General features: G+C 51.8%; 22 protein-coding genes and 1 riboswitch. Of the genes, 1 reads left to right on the top strand and 21 read right to left on the bottom strand.

Annotated elements, in window-relative coordinates; all coding sequences use genetic code 11:
• Positions 1–29 precede the first annotated feature (29 nt).
• The 16 genes from KNP79_RS02810 to KNP79_RS02735 all read right to left on the bottom strand — a co-directional run bounded on the left by KNP79_RS02810 (position 30) and on the right by KNP79_RS02735 (position 17,043).
• The gene (locus KNP79_RS02810; RefSeq protein ID WP_214752994.1) at positions 30–995 is read right to left on the bottom strand and encodes an L-lactate dehydrogenase; all 966 of its coding nucleotides are present in this window, start codon (positions 993–995) and stop codon (positions 30–32) included.
• Between the two features lie 21 nt (positions 996–1,016).
• Positions 1,017–3,611 (bottom strand): polynucleotide kinase-phosphatase, encoded by a 2,595-nt coding sequence (locus KNP79_RS02805; protein WP_214796980.1) that lies wholly within the window; start codon positions 3,609–3,611, stop codon positions 1,017–1,019.
• Complete coding sequence (locus tag KNP79_RS02800) at positions 3,611–4,957, bottom strand: 3' terminal RNA ribose 2'-O-methyltransferase Hen1 (protein WP_214752990.1); 1,347 nt, start codon at positions 4,955–4,957, stop codon at positions 3,611–3,613. The genes KNP79_RS02805 and KNP79_RS02800 overlap by 1 nt, the downstream gene beginning before the upstream one ends.
• Positions 4,958–5,125: 168 nt before the next feature.
• Positions 5,126–6,082 (bottom strand): leucine-rich repeat domain-containing protein, encoded by a 957-nt coding sequence (locus KNP79_RS02795; RefSeq protein ID WP_214752988.1) that lies wholly within the window; start codon positions 6,080–6,082, stop codon positions 5,126–5,128.
• Between the two features lie 3 nt (positions 6,083–6,085).
• Positions 6,086–6,508, bottom strand: a complete 423-nt coding sequence (locus KNP79_RS02790) for a DUF6678 family protein (RefSeq protein ID WP_214752986.1) — start codon at positions 6,506–6,508, stop codon at positions 6,086–6,088.
• Between the two features lie 6 nt (positions 6,509–6,514).
• Positions 6,515–6,667, bottom strand: coding sequence for a hypothetical protein (locus tag KNP79_RS02785; protein WP_214752984.1), 153 nt, complete (start codon positions 6,665–6,667; stop codon positions 6,515–6,517).
• A gap of 344 nt (positions 6,668–7,011) precedes the next feature.
• Positions 7,012–8,409 (bottom strand): Fe-S cluster assembly protein SufB, encoded by a 1,398-nt coding sequence (gene sufB / locus KNP79_RS02780; RefSeq protein ID WP_034778439.1) that lies wholly within the window; start codon positions 8,407–8,409, stop codon positions 7,012–7,014.
• Positions 8,410–8,428: 19 nt separating this feature from the next.
• Positions 8,429–8,863 carry a Fe-S cluster assembly sulfur transfer protein SufU gene (gene sufU, locus KNP79_RS02775; RefSeq protein ID WP_034778441.1) on the bottom strand — a complete coding sequence of 145 codons (435 nt, stop codon included), beginning with the start codon at positions 8,861–8,863 and terminating at the stop codon, positions 8,429–8,431.
• A complete protein-coding gene (locus KNP79_RS02770; protein WP_034778443.1) occupies positions 8,853–10,073 on the bottom strand; it encodes a cysteine desulfurase in 1,221 nt (406 codons plus the stop codon). Before KNP79_RS02770 ends, sufU begins: the two co-directional genes overlap by 11 nt.
• A 1-nt stretch (position 10,074) precedes the next feature.
• On the bottom strand, positions 10,075–11,343 hold the full coding sequence (sufD, locus tag KNP79_RS02765; protein ID WP_215191239.1) for a Fe-S cluster assembly protein SufD: 1,269 nt from the start codon (positions 11,341–11,343) through the stop codon (positions 10,075–10,077).
• A 12-nt stretch (positions 11,344–11,355) separates the two neighbouring features.
• Positions 11,356–12,117 (bottom strand): Fe-S cluster assembly ATPase SufC, encoded by a 762-nt coding sequence (gene sufC, locus KNP79_RS02760; protein ID WP_215191238.1) that lies wholly within the window; start codon positions 12,115–12,117, stop codon positions 11,356–11,358.
• Between the two features lie 124 nt (positions 12,118–12,241).
• A complete protein-coding gene (locus KNP79_RS02755; RefSeq protein ID WP_215191237.1) occupies positions 12,242–13,504 on the bottom strand; it encodes an MDR family MFS transporter in 1,263 nt (420 codons plus the stop codon).
• Between the two features lie 102 nt (positions 13,505–13,606).
• On the bottom strand, positions 13,607–14,437 hold the full coding sequence (locus KNP79_RS02750; RefSeq protein WP_214752980.1) for a MetQ/NlpA family ABC transporter substrate-binding protein: 831 nt from the start codon (positions 14,435–14,437) through the stop codon (positions 13,607–13,609).
• 30 nt (positions 14,438–14,467) lie between these two features.
• On the bottom strand, positions 14,468–15,130 hold the full coding sequence (locus tag KNP79_RS02745) for a methionine ABC transporter permease (protein ID WP_034778455.1): 663 nt from the start codon (positions 15,128–15,130) through the stop codon (positions 14,468–14,470).
• Positions 15,120–16,148 carry a methionine ABC transporter ATP-binding protein gene (locus tag KNP79_RS02740; protein WP_034778457.1) on the bottom strand — a complete coding sequence of 343 codons (1,029 nt, stop codon included), beginning with the start codon at positions 16,146–16,148 and terminating at the stop codon, positions 15,120–15,122. The genes KNP79_RS02745 and KNP79_RS02740 overlap by 11 nt, the downstream gene beginning before the upstream one ends.
• Before the next feature lie 78 nt (positions 16,149–16,226).
• A riboswitch (SAM riboswitch) is annotated at positions 16,227–16,332 on the bottom strand.
• 453 nt (positions 16,333–16,785) lie between these two features.
• A complete protein-coding gene (locus KNP79_RS02735; protein WP_214752978.1) occupies positions 16,786–17,043 on the bottom strand; it encodes a thioredoxin family protein in 258 nt (85 codons plus the stop codon).
• 223 nt (positions 17,044–17,266) lie between these two features.
• Between KNP79_RS02735 and KNP79_RS02730 the strand changes: the two genes are divergently transcribed.
• Positions 17,267–18,283, top strand: coding sequence for a PTS sugar transporter subunit IIC (locus tag KNP79_RS02730; protein WP_251132857.1), 1,017 nt, complete (start codon positions 17,267–17,269; stop codon positions 18,281–18,283).
• Positions 18,284–18,325: 42 nt separating this feature from the next.
• Here KNP79_RS02730 and gcvH read toward each other — a convergent pair whose 3' ends face one another.
• From gcvH to KNP79_RS02705, 5 genes are all read right to left on the bottom strand, one after another.
• Positions 18,326–18,709 carry a glycine cleavage system protein GcvH gene (gene gcvH / locus KNP79_RS02725; protein WP_021065488.1) on the bottom strand — a complete coding sequence of 128 codons (384 nt, stop codon included), beginning with the start codon at positions 18,707–18,709 and terminating at the stop codon, positions 18,326–18,328.
• A gap of 39 nt (positions 18,710–18,748) precedes the next feature.
• On the bottom strand, positions 18,749–19,111 hold the full coding sequence (locus KNP79_RS02720) for an arsenate reductase family protein (RefSeq protein ID WP_034778464.1): 363 nt from the start codon (positions 19,109–19,111) through the stop codon (positions 18,749–18,751).
• Between the two features lie 45 nt (positions 19,112–19,156).
• Positions 19,157–19,885 (bottom strand): hypothetical protein, encoded by a 729-nt coding sequence (locus KNP79_RS02715; RefSeq protein WP_214752974.1) that lies wholly within the window; start codon positions 19,883–19,885, stop codon positions 19,157–19,159.
• Positions 19,886–19,974: 89 nt separating this feature from the next.
• Positions 19,975–21,759: an acyl-CoA dehydrogenase family protein gene (locus tag KNP79_RS02710; RefSeq protein ID WP_215191236.1), complete on the bottom strand. Its 1,785-nt coding sequence runs from the start codon at positions 21,757–21,759 to the stop codon at positions 19,975–19,977.
• 13 nt (positions 21,760–21,772) lie between these two features.
• Complete coding sequence (locus tag KNP79_RS02705) at positions 21,773–22,945, bottom strand: acetyl-CoA C-acetyltransferase (protein ID WP_214707315.1); 1,173 nt, start codon at positions 22,943–22,945, stop codon at positions 21,773–21,775.
• Positions 22,946–22,964 lie beyond the last annotated feature (19 nt).

Raw genomic sequence — 22,964 nt, 5'->3', positions numbered from 1 at the left:
ACCCGGCTGCAATCGCAGCCGGGCCTTTTTTATGAACTCGATTCAATCTTGTCGATCGCTTGACGAATCCGTCCGACCGAGGCGTCGAACTGTTGTTGTTCCTCGTTCGTCAGTTCGATCTCGACGATTTGGCGGATACCGGTCCGATCGATCAAGGCCGGTACGCCGATATGGAGCCCAGAGGCACCGTATTCTCCGTCGAGATGAGCACCGATCGTCACGACGGAGTTCTCGTTCCGGACGATGGCGCGAACGATCCGGAGGAGACCGAGCCCAATCGCGTAGTACGCCGCGCTCTTATATTCGATAATTTGATTCGCCGCATCGCGGACGTCTTGATAGATGGCGTCCAAATCTTCTTGGCGGTACGATTCATTCTCCTCAAGTAACTGCTTCATCGACTTCCCATAAATGCGGGCATTGTCCCAGGCGACGAATCCCCCGGCGCCATGCTCGCCCATGTAATAGACGTGGCAGTTCCGTGAAGACAAGTCGAAGTACTCACCGACCTTATAACGAAGACGGGCCGTGTCAAGCACCGTACCCGAACCGATGACGCGGTGCTTTGGCAAGCCGGACGCCTTCCAGGCGACGTGCGCCATGACGTTAACCGGGTTCGTCGCAACGACGATGATGCCGTCGAATCCGCTCGCCATGACTTGTTTCGTGACGTCACGGACGACGACCGCGTTTTGTGCAGCCAGGTCCATCTGGGTCTGACCGAGCTTTTGAGCAGCACCGGCCGTGATGACGACGATATCGGCGTCACGGCAGTCCGCGTACTCCCCCGCCCAAATGCGGACCGGGCTCGGGGCGAACGAGATGCCATGGTTGAGGTCCATCGCCTCCCCTTCGGCCTTGGCGTGGTTCGAGTCGATCAAGACGAGCTCTTCACAGAGCGCCGCCATCGACAGTTGATAGGCGAAACTGATACCGACCCAGCCGGCGCCGACGACGGCGATGCGGGTGATGTCTTTTGGATCAATCGTTTCCATTCAATCATTCCTCCCTAATCTTTATAGTCTTGGATCAACTGGCTCGGCTTCCATCGCAAGTGTCGCCAGAACGCATTCATGATACCTTTCGAGCGATTCTCGCTCCACAAAACGTTTCACACCTTCTATCCCAAGTGCAAATTCACGCAAGGCGAGCTTTTGTTTCTTCGAGACGTTCCGTTTTTTTAATCGCTTCAAGTTGTTAGGTTCTAAATAATCCATTCCATAGATGATGGATAAGTACTTCCGACCACGTACTTTGATCGCAGGTTGAATCAGTTTCCCTTCAACTTGCGTCAAAAACCGCTCTGGTTTGATGACGATTCCCTCGTGACCGTCTTCAGTCATCGTTTTCCACCATTCAATCACATCAGTTTCAGTCTCGGCATCTTCAATGATTCTATAATCGGTCGCTAAAAACAGTTCATCCATTTCTGAAAATCTCTGATTCATGGTCATATGCCATTCATGCGTCTTATCAAAAAACGTTTCTTCGCTATGTGCCAACACATGGAAAGGTGCAATCTTAATCGCGTTAAGATCTTCAACGTCCCAACAATACGTTTGAAACGCCTGTTTAAATGTCTCGGCTTGTTCCAGCTTTTGACTCACTTCTCTATACCATTCACGAACGCCATCCACGCGGTCTACAGCTGACTCGAGCGAACGTTTTAATTGCTCTCGATCGAGTAACGCTTGCTCAGCGACGTGAGCATACTGATGACGAATCAACTCTCTCGCTTTCAAATTCCAAGGCAGGATTTCGGCATCAAGTAAGACAAACTCTGTTTGATGCGACGCGAAGTAATCGTTTGATGTCAACGACTGATGAAGTCGCGTAACGACTTCAAGCTCTTGCTCAGATTCAAAGAACCGTCTACCTGAACGCGTATAAATGATCCCCTTCGTTCGTCGGCCAATCGCTTGCTCTGCAGCATCCTCATTCTTAAATAGAAGTAGAATTGCACGACTCCCCATATGCTTTTTCTCAGCGATCAGTCGCGTAATCCCAAGTTCTCGATAATAGGCAATCGCTTCGTTTGGGTGCTCGAGATAACCCTCCTCAGCAGCTGGCTTCGGTGTCGGGCTCATCGTCGGTGGAATGTAAACCAACTCTTCAAGCGGGACGGTATGATGTGATACGAGATCAATGGACGGTAATGCTGTTTCTTTCGAGACCTTTACTGCACCGATGGCTTCCGTTTCTACCGTATAGCCATTCATAAACTTCCCGATATTTGGTGGGTCTAATCGTTTCGCTTCTAGCATCGCGAGCGGATTGTCATCGACTTGTGCATAATCTTGCTTTGCTTCCACTTGAACGATGGTTTGTTCCGGATAACGAAATGCCGTCAAGCGCCCACCAAAAACCACACCTTGATCGATATTAATGGTTTGATTGAGACGTAGTGGACGTGGACGCGGATCGTGTCCCCAAATGATTAACTTGTTCGAGCGATGATGCACCGTCCAATCTTTTCGAATCGGCTTACCTGCGTCATCAAATCCATCATTGTCACCGTAGCGACAAAAATCACTAATCTCTCGAGAGGACTTACCAATGAACTCGTCTCGAATACCGGCATGGACACAGACTGCTGTCGGAATATCGTGCTTGGTCAGAACATAGTGAGAGGGTGCATGTTTTAGCAGGCGCTTCATTGAAGACTTTAACGCCTCCGTTAATTCTGCGCCATTCTCCTCTTCGAATGCATGGAGTTCTTCCACAAATAGCTCATCCCCATGCTTCATCGTAACGTTTCGTCCTTCGAGCCAGCGCAACACTTTCCAGCCATGATTACTATCAATCATTTTCGCAACACCCGCTTCGACGTGCCGAATGAAGAACAAAATGGTGTCAAGTGACTTCGGACCGCGACTCGTAATATCTCCAAGTGACAAGAAGGTGCGTCCTTCTGGATGTACGTATAACCCTTCTTCGTTTTGGATGTATCCTAAGCGTCCGAGCAACTCGATGAACTCATCGAAACATCCGTGAATGTCCCCAATCACATCAATCCCATGATCCGCCGATATATGGAGAGGATTATTCATTTGGCGCACAAGTTCGACTTTCTCAACGTCTGCAACGATGTGAAGTTGGTCGAATCCTTCGCGTTTCATCGAGCGCTTTTCCCGATTGAACACTTGAACTTGTTGTTTTACACGTCGCCCCCCACGAGGGAAATCGCGTTGTTGATCACGCTCAAGTAATGTGTGTTGTTCGACGTCTAAGACTAGCGCGTAGATAGGTTGATGCAACCGTCGTGCCAATTCGATATAAGTTTTACGGTCAGACGCATAGAGGTGTGTCGCGTCGATTATCGTCAGTTTATTGAGTCGCGCCCTTGCTTCGATGAGTGAAGTCATCAGCGCAAACGCCTCTGTGGATATGTCTTGATACGCTTCATAAAGCGTGTCAGCTTCGTCCGGCGGATGTCCTTTCCAATCGATATGCTCGACATCCCCGACAAGTTTCCGGTAATCATCCGAACTGACGACTTCGCTCGGACGAATCGTTTCGTCTTCGATTAATTGTTTGAGCCATGTCGACTTTCCGCTATTAGACGGTCCGACCAATAATACAATTCCCGCATAAGGAAGTTGAATCCGCATTATAACACCTGCTTTCTTGTAAACTCGGCGAGTTGAGTCGGCTCTCCAAACGTCGGATGGTTTTCGCCTATCCCACTGAACGTACACGAGTAACCGAACAGCGCTGCTTGCGTCTCACAAAAAGACATGAACTCTGACCTCGTCCACTCGAAGCGGTGATCCGGGTGTCGATATGACGAATCGAGCCCATACACCTTGTTATACTCTCGATTTGGTGTCGTCACGAAGAGTGACTTCGGTCGGTACGTATCGAGAAGTGTGGCCATCATCTTAGGAATACGATCTTCATCGATATGTTCGATGACCTCACAAAGAATGAAGACGTCCGCTCCGCGTAATCGGTCATCCACATAAAACAGCGAACCGAACATCGACACCGGTTGATTAAATGTTTTATCTTCGGCATTTTTTTCATAACGTTTTAATGCCTTGAGTCGCTCACGCTCAGACGGTTCGACCGCATAAATCAGTTCAATCCCAGGCACAAAACCAAGTTTGCTCGCAAGCTTCCCTTCTCCGGCACCCATATCAATGACGACACGACGCTCTGGTAAGGCGCTCACTTTTCCGATGATTGCCTCATAACGCAGGTCGTTCAACCGCTGGTGATCCGCTTTTTGTACTTTAGCTACCGGCTCCTCTTCTAAGAGACGATATACGTCTTTGAAGCGCAATGCTTGTTTCAAAATATATGTACGTTGTGGATGAGAATCTAACCATCCTTCCCCGTAACGTTTGAGTTTTTCAATTTCTTTCTCATCGATAAAATAATGCTTATAATTGTCCATGACAGGAATCAAAACATACAATTGTCGCAATGCCGATTGAAGTGTCGTCATGCCTGACAATTGTAGCATTCGGGCAGAGTGTTTCTTCGTTAAATCTAAATCGTCGGTTGTCTCGCTATAGACGAACTCCACCTGATAACCGAGTGGTTCGAACAACTCACGAATGGCTCCATCACTTAATGCACTCGCAATCGGCCCAACAGAAATGTGTAACGGAAACGAATGATTGACCCATTCCGCATATTCTGGTTTTGGTTTACCGTTGAGCGCCGTGCCGAGGGCCGTTCGTAATAACGAGCAAAAAATACTGCTGACGGCAAATTCTCGGTCATTTATGTATGAAGTAATATCGTATTGGCCAGCATTGTTACGTGAAAGTTCGATTGGGTCGGGCGTTACGAAAAATGTGACGTCTACATGTTCAGCCTCAAAGCGGTTAAAGAACATCCGGACGAGATGACCGTTTTCAGTGCGTTCATATATATTGTTTGGATTTTTAGCAAGCAAATAGGACAAGACTTCTACGTGTTCGCCTGTAGCTCGGATGGAGAGTTGCATGGCTTCACCTGACTTTCTTTGAATGTATGTGTTCAATTTTATTCAAATATACCATATTTTTGAATCCTCTCGTACTCGCCATATGCTAGAATGCGTTAATCCCAATCACTGATCTCAACCTTCCCGTACTGGTTCATCATTTCTGTAAATTCGTCATTCCGACGCACGCTACCAAAATCGACCACTACTTCCTCCACAATCGGGTTTTCTAAAAGAGGTACATAATCTTTGAATTGCATATGCTTCGCAGAAAAATGGGAAAAATTGTCGTAACGAGGGTGCTTCACCTAAGCTTGAAAGATTGATCAGGCCTTGTAAATGTTCGATTTCTATTCTTTTCAAGTGATAAAGTTTACTAACATCAGGTAATTGTTGAACACGACGAAGCGACTGTAAATGAAGTGTTCGCAACTCGAGCAATTCAGAAATGACGGATAAATCTTCTAATCCCCGAATGTGCCGCAACCCCAAATGTTGTAGCGCTTTTAATGAGGAAAGTGCCGTCAAATCGCGTGTCCCGCCTAATAGGATGTTCAGTGTTGTCAGTTTTTCAAGACCGCCTAAACAAGAAAAGTTATGTAATCGTACCGACCGTAACGTCAGCTCTTCTAATTGAGGGAGTCTCCTCAACACATCGATGCCTTTCGTATGTCCTTCTATGCGCAAACGTTTTAGTCTCGAGAATCGACTAATCACCGATAAATCGGGCTTCGTCGACTTCGTCGCCCCGATCGAGAGGTCAATCAGGTGCTCTGTCACACCGTCTAAAATGTCTAAACTTTCTAATCGATAGACGTGTAACACGAGTTCAGTTAACGAACGAAGCTGATGAATGACGTTTAAATTCGTTATTCTACGATCAACGTCAACATATAACCTTCTTACTGACGGGACATACGCAAGATTAGATAAGTCGCACCGTGCAAAATCAAAGCTATGTGCACGCAACACGATGTCATCACGTTTTGAAAAGAGATGCGCTTCTAATAACATAAACGTTTCTTGTGATACAACATCAGAGAATTGAATCGTGTGCAGGGTTTCCAACTGTATGAGTTCAAGTACTTCTGACTCCGTTAACCGGTCCGTGATTTCGACTCGTCCGCCACCTATATCTTCATACATGTTTTAATTCTCCTCTCTTTCGAAAATCCCCGTATCTCGAACATAACCAAAAATACAAATAATCTCACCTTCCATTACAAAAGGTATCTTTAGTCGTCTCAATATGTGATGAAATTTATCGGTTACATCATGAATCTCTGGTTCCATGATAGAACCACGAGCTTCTTTGACGATAGGTAGAATCCGCATCCATTCGATTGAAGCGGTCGGATAAGGAAAGCCATCATCCCAATCACTTGAGAGATCAGCCGTCTTCGATAAAAATTCAGGACTTGGTGTGTCTTCTAATACATATTTGATTTGATAAGGCGCTTCAGATAAGCATTCAGGTGCCACCGCTCGTCTCAGTTCCTCCCACTTCGTCTTGTTCATCACGGATGTCAATTGCCGCTTTTCAATTTCATGTAGCCGTTTTTGTCGGTCCATCCCGGTTCATCCCTTCTCATATACGATCTCTAAGCGCTTGATTGCCCGCGACACGTCTTCTCGATTATGTTTTTGCTTCATCCACTTGGGCAAGCGACTCTCCATACTTCGGTTCGCGCCGTCGCTCGTCCGAATATCTGCTTCCACGTACTGTCTCATATACGCGAGGTGCTCCTGGTTATAAGCCCATAGGATATGACCACAGCAGTTCGTCTGTAAATAAAGTGGAAGTCTAAAGAAAGGATCGTAGGCGCCTCTTTCTACCCGTATGCCTTGATCCGAATACATCCGTACGTACCCACAGGCCAGACAACTAAGACGTACCTCTTCATGAACGATTATGTCGGCGCGCTGCTCACATCGAGGACACCGCACAAGAATCTGATGCATGAACGCCATTAATGTTTTGCTCTTTAACTGAAATCGCTTCACTCGACACGCACCTCCTCATTTGATTATACAAAAAACCAGCGAAGCTACGCTTCGCTGGTTACATGAATAGATTACCCGATTGATCCTTCCATCTCGAACTTGATGAGACGGTTCATTTCGACGGCATATTCCATTGGCAATTCTTTCGTGAACGGCTCGATGAAGCCCATGACGATCATTTCCGTCGCTTCTTCTTCCGAGATTCCACGGCTCATGAGGTAGAAGAGTTGCTCTTCTGACACTTTAGAGACTTTCGCTTCGTGCTCGAGTGAGACTTGATCGTTCAAGATCTCGTTGTACGGGATCGTGTCCGACGTCGACTCGTTGTCCATGATGAGCGTGTCACATTCGATATTCGAACGTGCGCCTTTCGCTTTACGGCCGAAGTGGACGATACCGCGATACGAGACTTTTCCGCCTTGTTTCGAAATCGACTTCGAGACGATTGAAGATGACGTGTTCGGTGCGAGGTGAATCATTTTCGCGCCGGCATCTTGGTGCTGCCCTTTACCGCCGAGGGCGATTGAGAGCGTCATACCGCGTGAGCCTTCACCTTTTAAGATGACGGCCGGGTATTTCATCGTGAGTTTCGAACCGATGTTACCATCGATCCACTCCATCGATCCACCCGCTTCACAGACGGCACGCTTCGTGACCAAGTTGTAGACGTTGTTCGCCCAGTTTTGAATCGTCGTATAACGGCAATACGCGTCTTTGTTGACGAAAATCTCAACGACCGCTGAGTGAAGTGAGTTCGTCGTGTAGACCGGTGCTGTACATCCTTCGACGTAATGGACAGATGCGCCCTCGTCGACGATGATGAGCGTCCGCTCGAACTGACCCATGTTCTCCGAGTTGATGCGGAAGTAAGCTTGGAGCGGTTGCTCGAGCTTCACGCCTTTTGGTACGTAGATGAACGAGCCACCTGACCAAACAGCCGAGTTGAGTGCCGAGAACTTGTTGTCCGTCGGCGGAATCAATTTTCCGAAATACTCACGGAAGAGGTCTTCATTTTCTTTAAGCGCCGTGTCTGTATCTTTGAAGACGACACCTTTCGCTTCGAAGTCTTCTTGCATGCTGTGATAGACGACTTCAGACTCATACTGAGCCGAAACGCCTGCCAAGTATTTTTGCTCCGCTTCCGGGATTCCGAGCTTGTCAAACGTACGTTTGATTTCTTCAGGAACCTCGTCCCACGAGTGCTCTGTCTTTTCAGACGGTTTGACATAATACGTGATCTCATCGAAATCGAGTGCCGTGAGATCGCCGCCCCATGTCGGCATCGGCATTTTGCGGAACTGTTCGAGTGATTTCAAACGGAACTCGAGCATCCATGCCGGTTCTTCTTTCATGCGCGAGATCGTCTCTACGATTTCGTTCGTCAAGCCGCGGCCTGAACGGAAAATCGAGATGTCTCGGTCATGGAAGCCATATTTATAATCGCCAATGTCAGGCATGTTTTTCGCCATATCGGTCTCCTCCTTCTACTTACGCTTCCTCGTCGACTCCCTTTTCAAGCGCTTTCCACGCGAGCGTGGCGCACTTGATGCGAGCCGGAAACTTTGAGACGCCAGACAACGCTTCGATGTCGCCTAGGTCGAACGTGTCTGTATCGTAGTCTTTCCCTTGGACCATCTCCGAGAAGATGTTGGCCAATTGGAGTGCCTCGTCAACAGACTTGCCCTTCACGATTTGAGTCATCATCGATGCCGAGGCGAGACTGATCGAACAGCCTTCCCCTTCAAACTTGGCATCTTTCACGATTCCATCCTCGACTTGGAGTTGGAGTCGGAGTGAATCCCCGCATGTCGGGTTGTTCAAGTCGATCGTCACGCCATCTTCGATGACGCCACGGTTTCTTGGGTTTTTATAATGATCCATGATGACCTGTCGGTACAACATGTCGAGATTGTTAAAACTCATAATTGAAATACTCCTTCGTTTGACGTAGCCCTTCGATGAAGCGGTCGACTTCTTCTTTCGTATTGTACAAGTAGAAGCTCGCTCGGGCTGTCGATGATTGCTTCAGGAGACGCATGAGCGGCTGAGCACAATGGTGGCCGGCCCGGACCGCAATGCCTTGCATATCCAAGACGGTCGCTAAGTCGTGGGCGTGCACGTCACCTAAGTTGAACGTGACGAGTCCGACCCGTTCCTCTGGCCCGAAGATTTGGATACCTTCGATTGTCCGCATCTGTTCGATGGCGTACGTCGCAAGCGCCCGTTCGTGGGCTTCGACGTTCTCGAGACCGAGGTCTTCTAAAAAGTCGATGGCCGCTGCCAAACCGACGGCGCCGGCGATGATCGGCGTCCCTGCTTCGAACCGGTACGGGATGTCTTTCCATGTCGACTCATACAAGTCGACATAATCGATCATCTCGCCACCGAATTCGACCGGCTCCATGTTTTTAAGCAACTGTTTCTTCCCGTATAAGACCCCAATCCCGGTCGGACCGAGCATCTTATGGCCTGAGAAGGCGAGGAAGTCGCAGTCGAGTGCTTGCACGTCAAGTTTACGGTGCGGTGCGCTTTGCGCCGCATCGACGACCATGACCGCGCCTTTCTCGTGGGCGAGCTTCGCCACGTCGGCAATCGGGTTGATCGTACCGAGCACGTTCGAGACGTGACTCATGGCGACGATTTTCGTCCGGTCCGACAAGACGGCACGGACCGCGTCGAGCGTGACTCGACCGTCCGGCGTCAATTCGACGTAACGGAGTTTGGCCCCTTTACGCTTGGCGAGCTGTTGCCACGGAATCAAATTGGCGTGATGCTCCATCGGCGTGAGGACGATCTCGTCCCCCGCTTCGACGTTGGCATCCCCGTAGCTTGACGCGACGAGGTTAATCGCCGTCGTCGTCCCGCGTGTGAAGATGATCTCTTCCGGGACGGCGGCGTTGATGAATGAACGGACGCGCTCCCGCGCCCCTTCATACGCATCCGTCGCGTGCGTCCCGAGCGTATGGACGCCCCGGTGCACGTTCGAGTGGATGCGGCGATAGTAATCCTCGATCGCCTCGATGACAGCAAGCGGTTTTTGGGAGCTCGCCGCGCTGTCGAGATAGACGAGCGGATGACCGTTGATTTCCTGATCTAAAATCGGGAACTGTTTACGAATCGAGGCATCGATCATCTTAACGTACTTTCCCTTCGATGACTTCACGGAGACGGTCTTTGACCGACTCGATCGCGAGTTGCTCGACGACCGGGTTCAAGAATCCGTGAATGATCAAACGTTCGGCTTCTTTACGCGACAGACCGCGGCTCATCAAGTAGTAGAGCTGCACGTCGTCGACGCGTCCGACCGAAGCGGCGTGACCGGCCATGACGTCGTCCTCATCGATGAGGAGAATCGGGTTCGCGTCGCCACGTGCCTTTTCAGACAACATGAGGACACGTTCCGTTTGAACGCCGTTCGATTTCGAAGCGCCATGGTGAATCATCGATGTCCCGCTGAAGATGGCCGTGGCCGAGTCTTTTTGGACACCGTGAATCAAAATGAACCCTTCTGACGACTTCCCGAAATGGTCCGTCCGGATGTTGAAGTTTTGTTTCTGTGCGCCACGACCGACCGTGACGGCTTTCGTGTCTGAGAACGTGTTGTCTCCGACGAGGTGTGTCTTCGTCTCGACGAGCGAGTTGCCGTCATTCATGTGACCGAGCGCCCATTCAAGGCGTGCGTTCTCATAGACGACACCACGGCGGTTCATGAACGAGAGGGCCGACTCAGCAAGCTGATCGACGCCACCGAAGACGACTTTCGCGTTCGCGGCTGCGAACACTTCTGTCACGGCGTTGACCGTGTGCGGCTCGTTCGTGTTCGAGAGGAAGCTCTCGACATACGTCACTTCACTGCCTTCGTCCGCGACGATGATCGTGTGGTGATAGAGCGCGCCGTTCGCTTGTTCCATCGTGAAGATGGCTTGGAGCGGGTCTTTCAACTGGACGTTCTTCGGTACGTATAGGAACGCACCACCGTTCATGAGGGCAGCGTTCAACGCAGACAAACGTTCTTCGTCCACGCGGACACCTTCCGTCATGAAGTACTTCTCGACGAGGTCCGGATGTTGTTCCATCGCTTCGTTGATACCCATGAAGAGGACACCTTCTGGCGTCACGAGTTCGTTGTAGACCACATGACCGTTGCGTTCAACGAGCACGTTTGTACGGTGGTCTCCAAGAAGTGCTTCGATTTCAGGCGTCAAGCCGTCGTGCTTCGTGAGCTCGACGTCTCCAGAGACGAAGTCCCATTTATCAATCTTGATCTTTTCAACTTTTGGCAAGGCGAGAGTCGGCGCAAGTTCTGCTGCTTCTTTGCGACGGTTGACCATAAATGCCGGTCCACCGAGCGCCTCTGCACGTGCCGCTACTGCTTGTGCATCCAATTCAAATTGTACGGTCATCGTACAGCCTCCTTACGCTTCTGTGTCTACTGTCATTCCAAGATCTTGCTTCACCCAGTCGTAACCTTCTGCTTCGAGTCGTTGTGCAAGCTCTTTGCCACCTGACATGACGATTTTACCGTCCATCATGATGTGAACAAAGTCTGGCTCGATGTAGTTAAGGAGACGTTGATAGTGCGTGATGATCAAGCAGCCGAACTCTTCGTTGCGCATTTCGTTGACGCCTTTGGCGACGACTTTGAGCGCATCGATGTCGAGACCTGAGTCAATTTCATCGAGGATGGCGATGTTCGGTTTAATCATCATCATTTGAAGAATCTCGTTACGTTTTTTCTCTCCGCCTGAGAAGCCTTCGTTCAAATAGCGGTGTGCCATTGCTGAAGGGATCTCGAGGACGTCCATTTTCGCATCGAGTTCACGGATGAACTTCATGAGTGAGATTTCTTGTCCTTCTTCGCGGCGTGAGTTGATTGCTGAACGCAAGAAATCGGCATTCGTGACACCACTGATTTCAGCAGGATACTGCATCGCGAGGAACATTCCGGCTTGCGCGCGCTCGTCAACTTCCATGTCGAGTACGTCTTCGCCGTTCAAATCGACGCTTCCGCCTGTTACTTCATACAATGGATGTCCCATAAGTGCCGATGCGAGTGTAGATTTACCCGTCCCGTTAGGACCCATGATGGCGTGAATTTCGCCACCTTTAATTTCAAGATTAAGACCTTTGACGATCTCTTTTCCTTCGATTGAGACGCGGAGGTCATCAATTTTCATGTGTGGTACGTTAGACATTCGGATACCCCTTCCGTTTTCTCGCCATTTTTGGCGTAGATTAGATATATTCTAATCTTAATCTAGGCAATTTTTTATTTCAAGCGACTCACCTTATTATTCATTCTCAATAAAACTTAAATGTTGAGAATGAGAATATCGGGAAATCAAGACTTAATCCAACTTTTTCCTCGATTAAGGCCAAACTTGCTTTCCGTTCTTTCAAGGCGCCGGCGAAGAAGAAGGCGCCGCAAGCCGTCAACACGGCCAAGCTTCCAAACACTGGCAACGCGGCGTTATCAAACCCATCGAGCAACACCCCACCGATGACGGGGCCGATCGTCTGACCGAGCGCCGTCAACCCCATCGCCCCGAAATACGTCCCGCGCAGATGAGCCGGTGCCAATTCGTCCGTCAATACGTCCGTCATCGTGAACATAAGCACCTCACCGATTGTGAAGATGACCATCGCGATGAACAACACCCACGTCTCGGTCGCAAAACCGATGAGCAGGAGCCCCGTCGACAGCGTCCCGACGCCGAAAAAGAGTGACTTGATCGGCGACACGCGAATCCCGAAGCGCATGATCGGATATTGGACGACGAGGACGGTGATCGCATTGACCGTCAACAGATAGGCGAACAAACGTGAGCCATCACTGAAGCCGTCATGGAACGCGATGAACTGCGGCAACGTCGCATTGAACTGACTATAGCCGATGATGGCGAAAATCATCCCGATGATGACGTAGCGGAACGTCTTATCTTGTTGTAACACACGGAACGTCTCCGTCAAGCGCGGCCGGACTTTGACGCCGTCCCCTTCCTCGAACGGATATTTCCGGAACAGCGTCGAGATGACGAGACCGTATAACACATAGACGCCCGTGACGACGAAGAAGGCGCTCTTCGCCCCGGTGAGCGACAACACGACCGCGAGCAACGGACCGATCGCCGCCGCGATATTGATTAAAAAGTAGCGGACATTGTAGACGATGACGCGCTGGTCCGGTTGCGTCGTGTCGCTGATGAGCGCGCGGGACGCCGGTTCGAGGAACGACCGCGACACGCCCATAAGTACCGAGAACATGTAAAACCAAAATAATTCCGTCACGAGCGCGAACCCGCTGAACGTGATCGCGTTCAAGGCGATCCCGATGAGCATCAACTGTTTGCGCCCATAGCGGTCAGACAGCGTGCCCCCGAAAAAGCTCATGAACAACCCCGATAGCGCCGAGATGGCGAACACCGTCCCGATGACACTCGCCGAGAAGCCAAGCGTCGCAAGATAAATCGCAAAAAACGGCATAACAAAAAATGTCGACAGCCGGGCAAAAAATGTACCAAATAAGACACCCAGCGTCAGCGGATGAATGTGTCGTATGTTCATCCGGATCCCCCCTTTTTCTACATATATGTAGTGTACTTCTATTGGTGCGTCAAAACTACTCCAAACAAAAAAGGCCCGGGATGTCCCGAGCCTTGACGACAATTATTGTTTGACCGGTACGACTGCACCTTTGTATTCGTCCAAGATCCACTGTTGTGTCTCTTCTGACGTGAGAACTTCAAGGAGTGCCTTGACGCGCTCGTCGTCTTCGTCGCCTTCACGTGTGACGATCAAGTTGACGTAAGGTGAGTCTTCGCCTTCGAGGGCGATCGCGTCTTCGAGCGGGTTGAGGCCGGCATCGATCGCGTAGTTCGTGTTGATGAGGACCGCGTCCCCTTCACCGTTGTTGAACGCTTGCGGGAGAAGTGCCGCTTCAACGTCCGTCTTGAACTCCAAGTTTTTCGGATTGTCGACGATGTCTGAAACCGTCGCGTCCGTCGTCTTGCCTTCTGCGAGCGTGAGTAAGCCTTCTGATTGGAGCATCGTGAGGATTCGTCCGTGGTCAGCGACTGACGAACTCATGATGATTTCAGCGCCTTCTGGCAGCTCATCGAGTGATTTGTAGTCTTGTGAGTAGACACCGATCGGCTCGATGTGGACGCCGCCGGCTGATGCGAATTTGTAGTCTTTGTTCTCAGCCATTTGCGACTCGAGGTACGGCTCGTGTTGGAAGTAGTTCGCGTCGAGTTCGCCGTCCGCGAGCGTTTTGTTCGGGAGGACGTAGTCTTGGAACTTCTTGATTTCGAGCGTATAGCCCTTCTCTTCGTAGTCGTCTTGAATGTGCTCTAAAATCTCAGCGTGCGGGACGTTTGACGCACCGACGACGAGCGTCTTGTCATCGCCCGAACCTGATTCTGAATCTCCGCCGCAAGCCGCGAGAATCGTGAGTGCTGAAGCTGCTGTCAATCCGAGTACTGTTTTCCATGATTTCATTATAAAACCCCTCCAAATTTTCTATTTAGATCAAGCGGAACGCTTGTCAATTACTGATACGAGTCGATCGCCGATGAACTGGATGACGAAGACGATAACCAAGATTAAGACGGTCGCGACGAACGTGACGTCACTCTGTGAGCGCTGGAACCCTTCGAGGAACGCCAAGTTCCCGAGTCCCCCGCCCCCAACGACCCCTGCCATCGCCGTATAACCGACGATCGCGACGATCGTGACCGTGATGCCTGACACGATGGCCGGCAATGCTTCTGGGAACAACACTTTATAGACGATTTGCCATTTTGTCGCACCCATCGATTCAGCCGCCTCGATGACGCCGCGGTCGACTTCACGAAGGGCGAGCTCGACCATCCGCGCATAGAACGGAGCCGCACCGATGATGAGCGCCGGCAACGCTGCCGTCGATCCGAGCATCGTCCCGACGACGAGTAACGTGAACGGGATGAGCAAGATGATCAAAATGATGAACGGGATCGACCGGAACACGTTGACGATTGCGCTGATGACCGTGTAAATCGGACGGTTTTTCATCATGAGCGGTTCGTTCGTGACGTATAAGAGCATCCCGAGGGCGAGACCGATGACGAACGTCGCGGCTCCGGCGACGAGCGTCATATAGAGCGTCTCCCACGTTTGCTCGAGCATGACTTGCCAATCTACATTAGGAAACATCGCTTTCTACCTCCACTTCCACTGCCTGCGACCGGATTGAGGCGATGGCCCGCTCGACTTCAGCCGGCTCTCCGATCAATTGGATGAATAATGTCCCGAGGGCACCGACTTGTGACTGCGTCACGTTCCCGCCGATGATGTTGAAGCCGATGTCATGTTGCTTCAACACTTCTGACAGAATCGGTTGCTCGGCCGTCTCGTTCAAGAATTTGAGCTTGACGATTTGACCGCTCGGATAACGCGCTTTCAAGTGCTCGAACGTGAGCGACATGTCTTCGACCGCGCCGATCTGTTTGACGAACTCTTTCGTGATCGGCTGTTCCGGATGTTGGAACACCTCGGCGACTTGTCCGGTCTCGACGACCTTCCCGGCCTCCATGACGGCGACGCGGTGGCAAATCTTTTGGATGACGTGCATCTCATGGGTGATGAGGACGATCGTCAATCCGAGCTTTTTATTGATGCTGACGAGCAGTTCGAGAATCGAATCGGTCGTCTTCGGGTCGAGTGCGCTCGTCGCTTCATCGCAGAGGAGCACTTCTGGATTCGTAGCGAGCGCACGGGCTATCCCGACTCGCTGCTTTTGACCGCCCGATAGTTGCGACGGATAGCTGTCTTCCCGTCCGCCTAAGCCGACGAGTTCGACAAGTTCTTGGACGCGGCGTTTGCGTTCGCTGGCCGGTACCCCGATGAGCTCGAGCGGGAAGCTGATGTTCTCAGCGACCGTGCGCGACCATAATAGGTTGAAGTGTTGGAACACCATCGAGACGTTTTTACGTACCCCGCGTAGTTCCTTAGGCGTGAGCTTCGTCAGCTCGCTGCCGGCGACCACGATTTCACCGCTAGACGGTGCCTCGAGTCGGTTGAGCAAGCGGATGAGCGTCGACTTCCCCGCCCCTGAATATCCGATTATTCCAAAAATTTCGCCGCTTTCGATGGTAAGCGACACATCATCGACCGCCTGGACCCGACCGTTTTTCGTATCGAACCATTTGGCCACATTGCGTAGTTGAATCAATCCATTTCCCTCCTGACAACAAAAAAAGTACGCACGTTTGAGCAAACGTGCGTACTTTATCGGTACGGACAACGATTGCTCTCATCTTCCAAGGTTTACACCTTGCTGGAATTAGCACCATTTCGGATTGCTCCGCGGTTGCTGGGCGTCATAGGGCCAGTCCCTCAGCCTCTCTTGATAAGAGTGGTTGCGTATTTGATTAGCTTTATCATAGCGACACATTATTTTCATGTCAAACTATTTTTTTCAGACAAATTAAAAAAGGTGCCATCCGAGGATGACACAGAACGTAGCAACTTGAGTCACTGAAGGACAACCCATAGATGAACCTCTTTTGCCCGATCAGAGCATTCATCCTTATATGGGGGATTTTTACCCGATCATCACTCGGTCTTCGAACGGACCATGCAATTACGCGACCGGTGCCCCGACGCTTGATTTTTTTGGGGGACAATCGAAGGGAAGGTCCACCTGAAATCGCGTAAGCTCATGCAACGGTTGTTCGAAAACGTCTTGCTGACGGGAAAATCTCGACCTATGTTGTGTTCAAGTAAGATGTTGTAATGAATATATCATTCGTGAACTTTCTGTGTCAACTGATTATTTAAAATTTTCAGATTATTCTAATCATCCTATCTCATTTGACGAAAGATAGGACGTGCTGGACGTTTTGAAACGCATACAAACGATCGCGAACTTGGCCATTTTCCAGCTTCAATAGCGCCGGGACGCTCATGACTTGATACACCTCGAGCTCGTTCGGGATAAAGTTGGCATCGCGCTTTTCAATCTGGAGTTCGGGGTCGACGGCCTCGACGACCGAGAGCATCCGCTCGGCCACGGCGCATGTACCGCACATCGGGGCGTATATATATAAGAATCCGTCAGTAATCATTGTTCTCACCTCTCCTCTAAGTATATGAATCCGGACCGGTCGGTTCAAAAGTTGTGCTCAAATGGAAAATTCTGAACATTTCAACATTTTATATTGACGCTTGCTAGAAAGAGGCATAGTATGGTCATTAACTTTATTGCTTTTGTACATAACAGCATACCAGTAGAAAAGGACAGGTGAATCCCCAATGACGGAAGAGAAGCTTACCAGAAAACAGTTTTTGATGAACGTCTTGAACGGCCTCAGTCTTGCCATCCTCATCGCCCTCATCCCGAGCGCCTTGCTCGGTGAATTAACGAAAGCCATCTTACCTTATGTTCCGTCACTGCAGTTCATCTTAGATGCGACGACAATCGCGATGCGTCTCTTACCGGTCATCATCGGTGTCGCCGTCGCCATGCAGTTCGGACGCTCGGCACTCGAGGCCGGCACGATCGGCATCGCGACCCAAGTCGGGAGCGGCGCCATCCGCATCGAAGAAGGGGCGTTCCTCATGGCTGGAATCGGTGACGTCATCACGGCCGGTGTGACGGCCGCTCTCGCGACGTTCCTCGTCATGCAGTTGTCGCCACGCTTGAAGACATACACGGTACTCGTCTTACCGATGACGGTCATCGTCGTCGCCGGAGGAATCGGGGCGTTCCTGCTCACTTACATCTCACAAATCACCACATACGTCGGGACGATCATTATGACGATGACGGAACTGCAGCCGATTGTGATGGGTATGTTGATCGCGATGGCGTTCTCGCTCATCATCGTCTCGCCAATCTCGACGGTCGGCATCGCCACAGCGATCAGTCTGTCTGGTGTCGCGGCCGGGGCCGCCAACTTAGGGGTCGTCGCCGCCGGCTTCGGTCTCGCCATCGCCGGCTGGCAGATGAACGCGACGGGAACGTCGATCGCCCACTTCCTCGGGTCACCGAAGATTCAAATGGCGAACTTCGTCCGTCGTCCGATCATGATGTTGCCCGTACTCGCCAATGCGGCCATCCTCGGAGCGCTCGCAGGCATCCTTCGGATCGAAGGCACGCCGATCAGTGCCGGTTTCGGCGTCTCCGGCCTCATCGGGCCAATCAACGCCTTGCATTTGATGCCGGGAGGGTTCGCGCTCTGGAACGTCATGCTCGTCATCGTCTTGTTCGGACTCATCCCGATAACGCTCGGAATCATCTTCTACCGCCTGTTCAACCGGACGTCGCTCATCCAGCCTGATCATTACCGCCTCGATTTCGAATGAACAAAAAAGCCCGGCTTCTCGTGAAGAGAAACCGGGTTTTGTTTAGCCTTGAATCATCGCTTCGTATTCTTCGGCTGACATGAGTTTGTCGACGTCTGACGCATCGTTCAACTCGACTTCGATCATCCAAGCGCCTTCGAACGGTGCCTCGTTGACGAGTTCTGGTGAATCGGCGAGTGATTCGTTCACCGCTGTGATTTTTCCAGAGATTGGAGCGTACAACTCTGATACGGTTTTGACCGACTCGACCGAACCGAACGGCTCATCGAGTAAAATCGTGCCGCCGACTTCAGGAAGTTCGACAAAGACGATATCCCCTAGTTCGCTTTGTGCGAAATCCGTGATCCCGATGCGGGCCACGCTTCCGTTCACTTCAACCCATTCGTGCTCTTTTGAATAACGTAGATTGGCAGGTACTTTGCTCATCTTAACTTCCCCCTCAAATGAATTAGACTCACACGAGTATTATAGCACTTCGCCCCAAACGTCTGTAAACGACTTTTCTGAAAATCCGACAGTTGATTTTTGACCATCTGTCACGATTGGACGCTTTAAAAGCATACCATTGCTCGCGAGAAGCTCGAGTTGTTCGTCTTCTGATAAATTTGGCAGTTGATCTTTGATGCCTTCGTTTCGATATACTTGGCCGCTCGTATTGAAGAATTTTTTGAGCGGGAGACCCGACTGTTTCCATAGTTCGGCCAGTTCATCTTTCGACGGTGTCGCCTCGACGATATGGACGTATGTATACTCGACGTCGTTCTCTTTCAACCACTTCTCTGCTTTTTTACACGTACTGCATGGCGGATAGCCATATAGTGTCACCATGTTCATCACCTCTTCTATAAATGTAGCACATTCCGAATCGACCATTCACGCTTCAAGCAAACGCTCAATCTCTCGCTTCAACGATGCGTTCACCGGATGACGCGCCTCGATATAACCGAGAATCGCAGCTGCCGCCTCGACGGAACGCCCATAGCCTAATACCCCTTGCTCAAGGAGCCTAGTCACGTCAGGATGCTTCGTCTCGACGCGTCGCGTCGGATTGAACGGGTCACTCATCTCTCCATGTGCCTTCAGCACGTTATTGATTGCCGCGACTTGAATGAGTTCAAAGCCCGCAAGTCGCTCGCCACGTCGTTCCCGGAGCAATCCGACGTATAGGTTCGTCAGCGCCTCTTCATAGCAATATGCGGCGTCAGGGACGTCTGTGACGACGTTAGGCGTTACGAAGGCGTGGAGCGCCTCGTCCCGCTCCCAGACGACACGGCCTGGCGTGTAGGCGATGCCAGGCATCTCAACGACTTCAAACACGGCGAACTCGGCGTAAATGCCGTCCTCATACATGACCTTATGTCCGTCTTTCGTGTTTTGGAACTGGTACGCCAGCGGCTCGACGGCGAGCCAATCCAAATTGTCGATAAAGCGGGCCTTATGCCCATCCTCGACGATCAAGAAGAAATCGAGGTCCGAATAGTCGTCGAGCCGATCCGTCTCGAGCCCGATCGAACCGAGCGCGAGGAGCATGAGTGTCCCATCATGCTCTGCGACTGAGCGGCCAATCGCACCCATCCGTTCTAACAATGCCTTACGTCTCATCTACTTCGCCTCCTCCCGTCCATTGTACGGTGTCGGCAAGGCAAAAAGAAAGGGCCGACCGCGTCCGGCCCACCCTTTCTCTCGCTTGCTTACACGATAAACTTGTTCGCTTTGATGAGACTCGCTGCGACTTCGCGTTTCGTGCCGATGACGTTGATTGGCTGATAACGGCTGAACTTCTTCATCGCCGATAAGAGCATGCGCTGCTCGTCGCCCGATGCGGCCGCGTACAAGACTTCTTTCGCCATGAGTTCGACTTGCTTGAACACTTGTTCGGCGAAGATTTCGGTGTAGCGGACTTTCTGTCCGTTCTTCTCAGCGCCTGTGCGGGCGATGGCTTTATCCGTCCGCGCGATGGCCGCTTCAAGCGCGTAGATGGCGCTGATGATGTCGGCGATCTTCGCGAGAATCTCTTGCTCATTCTGAAGGTCTTGCTGATATTTCTGGACGGCCGTTCCGGCGATCATCAAGTTGATTTTCTTCATGTTCGACAGAAGCATCTTCTCGCGTGCGAGCGGTGAGCCGTCGAGCTCTTGCGGCATGTAGCTCATGAGCTCTTTTTGGAGTTTCTGTGCTTCGGCGAGGAGTGGCAAGTCGCCTTTCATCGCTTTCTTGAGGAGCGTGCCCGGCACGATCAAGCGGTTGATCTCGTTCGTTCCTTCGAAGATCCGGTTGATGCGTGAGTCACGGTACAAGTTCTCGACTTCATATTCGGTCATGAAGCCGTAGCCGCCGTGGATTTGGACCGCTTCGTCGACGACGTAGTCGAACGTCTCCGAGGCGAACACCTTGTTCAATGAACATTCAATCGCATACTCAGCGATCGCTTGGGCGACTTTCGAGCCGTCACGCATGTTGTCGTCGCCGAGGGCGTCGAGGCTGTCTTGGAACAGACCGCCCGTCCGGTAGACCGAGCTCTCCATCGCATAGATGTTCGCAGCCATCGTCGCGAGTTTTTCTTGGATGAGCGGGAACTGGCTGATCGGCGTCTTGAACTGTTTACGTTCGTTCGCGTACTGGACCGAGAGATCGAACGCACGTTTCGACGAACCGACCGCACCGACCGCGAGTTTGTAACGACCGACGTTCAAGATGTTGAAGGCGATGACGTGCCCTTTGCCGATTTCTCCGAGGAGGTTGTCGACTGGGACTTCGACGTCTTCTAAGATGAGCGTCCGTGTCGATGAGCCTTTGATGCCCATCTTCTGTTCTTCGGCCCCTGTCGAGACCCCGTTGAAGTCACGCTCGACGATGAAGGCGCTGAACTTGTCGCCGTCGATTTTCGCGTAGACGACGAACACGTTCGCGAAACCGGCGTTCGTGATCCATTGCTTCTCGCCGTTCAACACGTAGTGCGTGCCGGCCTCGTTCAAGACGGCCGTCGCTTTCGCACCGAGCGCGTCCGAGCCTGAGCCTGGCTCTGTGAGGGCGTACGCCGCGATCCATTCGCCGGTCGCGAGCTTCGGCAAGTACTTATGCTTTTGCTCTTCCGTTCCGAAGAAGACGATCGGGAGTGTCCCGATCCCAACGTGGGCGCCGTAGCTGAGGGCGAATGAACGTGCCTTGGCGAACCGCTCCGTGATGATCGATGACGAGATCTTATCAAGCTGATAACCGCCGTACTCTTCCGGTACGTCCGCGCCGAGGAGGCCGAGCTCGCCCGCTTCTTTCAACAGTTCGACCGAGAGATCGAACTCATGTTTCTCGATGCGTCCAAGGACTGGCATGACACGGTCGTCGACGAAGCTCGCCGTCGTGTCGCCAATCATCTTGTGCTCGTCCGAGAAGTCTTCCGGTGTGAACAAACGATCCGCGTCGAGTGCGTCGATGACGAAGCTACCGCCTTTAATCAATTCATGTTCTGTACGTTCCATTGTCAATTCCCCCTTATAGTAATTCGAAGACGCCAGCAGCACCCATACCGCCACCGATGCACATCGTCACAACCCCATACTTTTCATTGCGTCGTTTCATCTCATGCAAGATCGAGACCGCGAGTTTCGCGCCCGTGCAACCGAGCGGATGCCCGAGAGCGATCGCGCCGCCGTTGACGTTCACTCTCGACGGGTCGATGCCGAGTTCACGGATGACGCCGAGCGATTGGCTCGCGAACGCCTCGTTCAGTTCGAACAATCCGACTTCTTCCAACTTCACGCCGGCCATCTCGAGCGCTTTCGGGATGGCGACGACCGGGCCGATGCCCATCACTTCCGGACGGACACCGCCGACCGCGAACGAGAGGAATTTTGCCATCGGTTTCAAGCCTTGGCGTTCGGCTTCTTCACGCTCCATGACGAGCACGGCTGCCGCGCCATCGGACACTTGTGACGCGTTCCCCGCCGTCACCGAGCCCTTGATTTTGAATGCCGGGCGCAGTTTACCGAGCGCCTCGAGTGTCGAGTCGGCACGGACGCCTTCGTCATGTTTGACGACGAGTTCACGTTCCGCGACTTTCCCGTCCTCGCCGAGCACGTGCTCGACGACCGTGACCGGGACGATCTCTTCTTCGAACTTGCCGCCCGCGATCGCTGCCGCCGCTTTTTGGTGGCTGTCGATGGCGAACAGGTCTTGGTCTTCGCGCGAGATGTTATATTCGGCCGCGACACGTTCTGCCGTGTGGCCCATGCTCATATAGTATTCCGGAGCCGTCTCCATGATTGTCGGGTTCGGACGGATGACGTGGCCGCCCATTGGGACGAGGCTCATCGATTCCATACCGCCGGCGATGACCGCCGTCGCTTGACCGATCATGATTTTCGCTGCCGCGTCGGCGATCGCTTGAAGGCCGGACGAGCAATATCGGTTGATCGTGATGGCCGGTACTTCGTGCGACAAGCCACCTCGTACGGCCGCGTAGCGGGCGATGTTCATCCCTTGTTCCGCTTCCGGCATGGCGCACCCCATGATGACGTCGTCGATTGGTCCCGTGTAGCCAGACCGCTCGAGCGTCGCTTTAATCGCGTGACCCGCGAGTTCGTCCGAGCGAACGTTTCGGAACGAACCGCGTTTTGCTTTTCCGACCGGCGTCCGTGCGCCGGCCACGATGACTGCTTCTCTCATCTGTTAAGTCCCCCTTTTG

The sequence above is a fragment of the Exiguobacterium sp. s7 genome (assembly GCF_018618195.1).
Classification (GTDB): domain Bacteria; phylum Bacillota; class Bacilli; order Exiguobacteriales; family Exiguobacteriaceae; genus Exiguobacterium; species Exiguobacterium mexicanum_A.
The sequence above is the reverse complement of the archived record's forward strand: the minus strand, read 5'-3'. Positions and strand labels throughout refer to the sequence as shown.

Coding starts and splice junctions, on each gene's coding strand:
- KNP79_RS02800 (WP_214752990.1), bottom strand. CDS start 4,957: ATGCAACTCTCCATCCGAGCTACAGGCGAACACGTAGAAGTCTTGTCC.
- KNP79_RS02790 (WP_214752986.1), bottom strand. CDS start 6,508: ATGGACCGACAAAAACGGCTACATGAAATTGAAAAGCGGCAATTGACA.
- KNP79_RS02715 (WP_214752974.1), bottom strand. CDS start 19,885: ATGAGACGTAAGGCATTGTTAGAACGGATGGGTGCGATTGGCCGCTCA.
- KNP79_RS02795 (WP_214752988.1), bottom strand. CDS start 6,082: ATGTATGAAGATATAGGTGGCGGACGAGTCGAAATCACGGACCGGTTA.
- sufB (WP_034778439.1), bottom strand. CDS start 8,409: ATGGCGAAAAACATGCCTGACATTGGCGATTATAAATATGGCTTCCAT.
- gcvH (WP_021065488.1), bottom strand. CDS start 18,709: ATGAGCAAAGTACCTGCCAATCTACGTTATTCAAAAGAGCACGAATGG.
- KNP79_RS02810 (WP_214752994.1), bottom strand. CDS start 995: ATGGAAACGATTGATCCAAAAGACATCACCCGCATCGCCGTCGTCGGC.
- KNP79_RS02735 (WP_214752978.1), bottom strand. CDS start 17,043: ATGATTACTGACGGATTCTTATATATATACGCCCCGATGTGCGGTACA.
- KNP79_RS02785 (WP_214752984.1), bottom strand. CDS start 6,667: ATGAGACAGTACGTGGAAGCAGATATTCGGACGAGCGACGGCGCGAAC.
- KNP79_RS02730 (WP_251132857.1), top strand. CDS start 17,267: ATGAACGTCTTGAACGGCCTCAGTCTTGCCATCCTCATCGCCCTCATC.
- KNP79_RS02720 (WP_034778464.1), bottom strand. CDS start 19,111: ATGGTGACACTATATGGCTATCCGCCATGCAGTACGTGTAAAAAAGCA.
- KNP79_RS02745 (WP_034778455.1), bottom strand. CDS start 15,130: ATGTTTCCTAATGTAGATTGGCAAGTCATGCTCGAGCAAACGTGGGAG.
- sufD (WP_215191239.1), bottom strand. CDS start 11,343: ATGACCGTACAATTTGAATTGGATGCACAAGCAGTAGCGGCACGTGCA.
- KNP79_RS02805 (WP_214796980.1), bottom strand. CDS start 3,611: ATGCGGATTCAACTTCCTTATGCGGGAATTGTATTATTGGTCGGACCG.
- sufU (WP_034778441.1), bottom strand. CDS start 8,863: ATGAGTTTTAACAATCTCGACATGTTGTACCGACAGGTCATCATGGAT.
- KNP79_RS02770 (WP_034778443.1), bottom strand. CDS start 10,073: ATGATCGATGCCTCGATTCGTAAACAGTTCCCGATTTTAGATCAGGAA.
- sufC (WP_215191238.1), bottom strand. CDS start 12,117: ATGAAAATTGATGACCTCCGCGTCTCAATCGAAGGAAAAGAGATCGTC.
- KNP79_RS02710 (WP_215191236.1), bottom strand. CDS start 21,759: ATGGAACGTACAGAACATGAATTGATTAAAGGCGGTAGCTTCGTCATC.
- KNP79_RS02750 (WP_214752980.1), bottom strand. CDS start 14,437: ATGAAATCATGGAAAACAGTACTCGGATTGACAGCAGCTTCAGCACTC.
- KNP79_RS02705 (WP_214707315.1), bottom strand. CDS start 22,945: ATGAGAGAAGCAGTCATCGTGGCCGGCGCACGGACGCCGGTCGGAAAA.
- KNP79_RS02755 (WP_215191237.1), bottom strand. CDS start 13,504: ATGAACATACGACACATTCATCCGCTGACGCTGGGTGTCTTATTTGGT.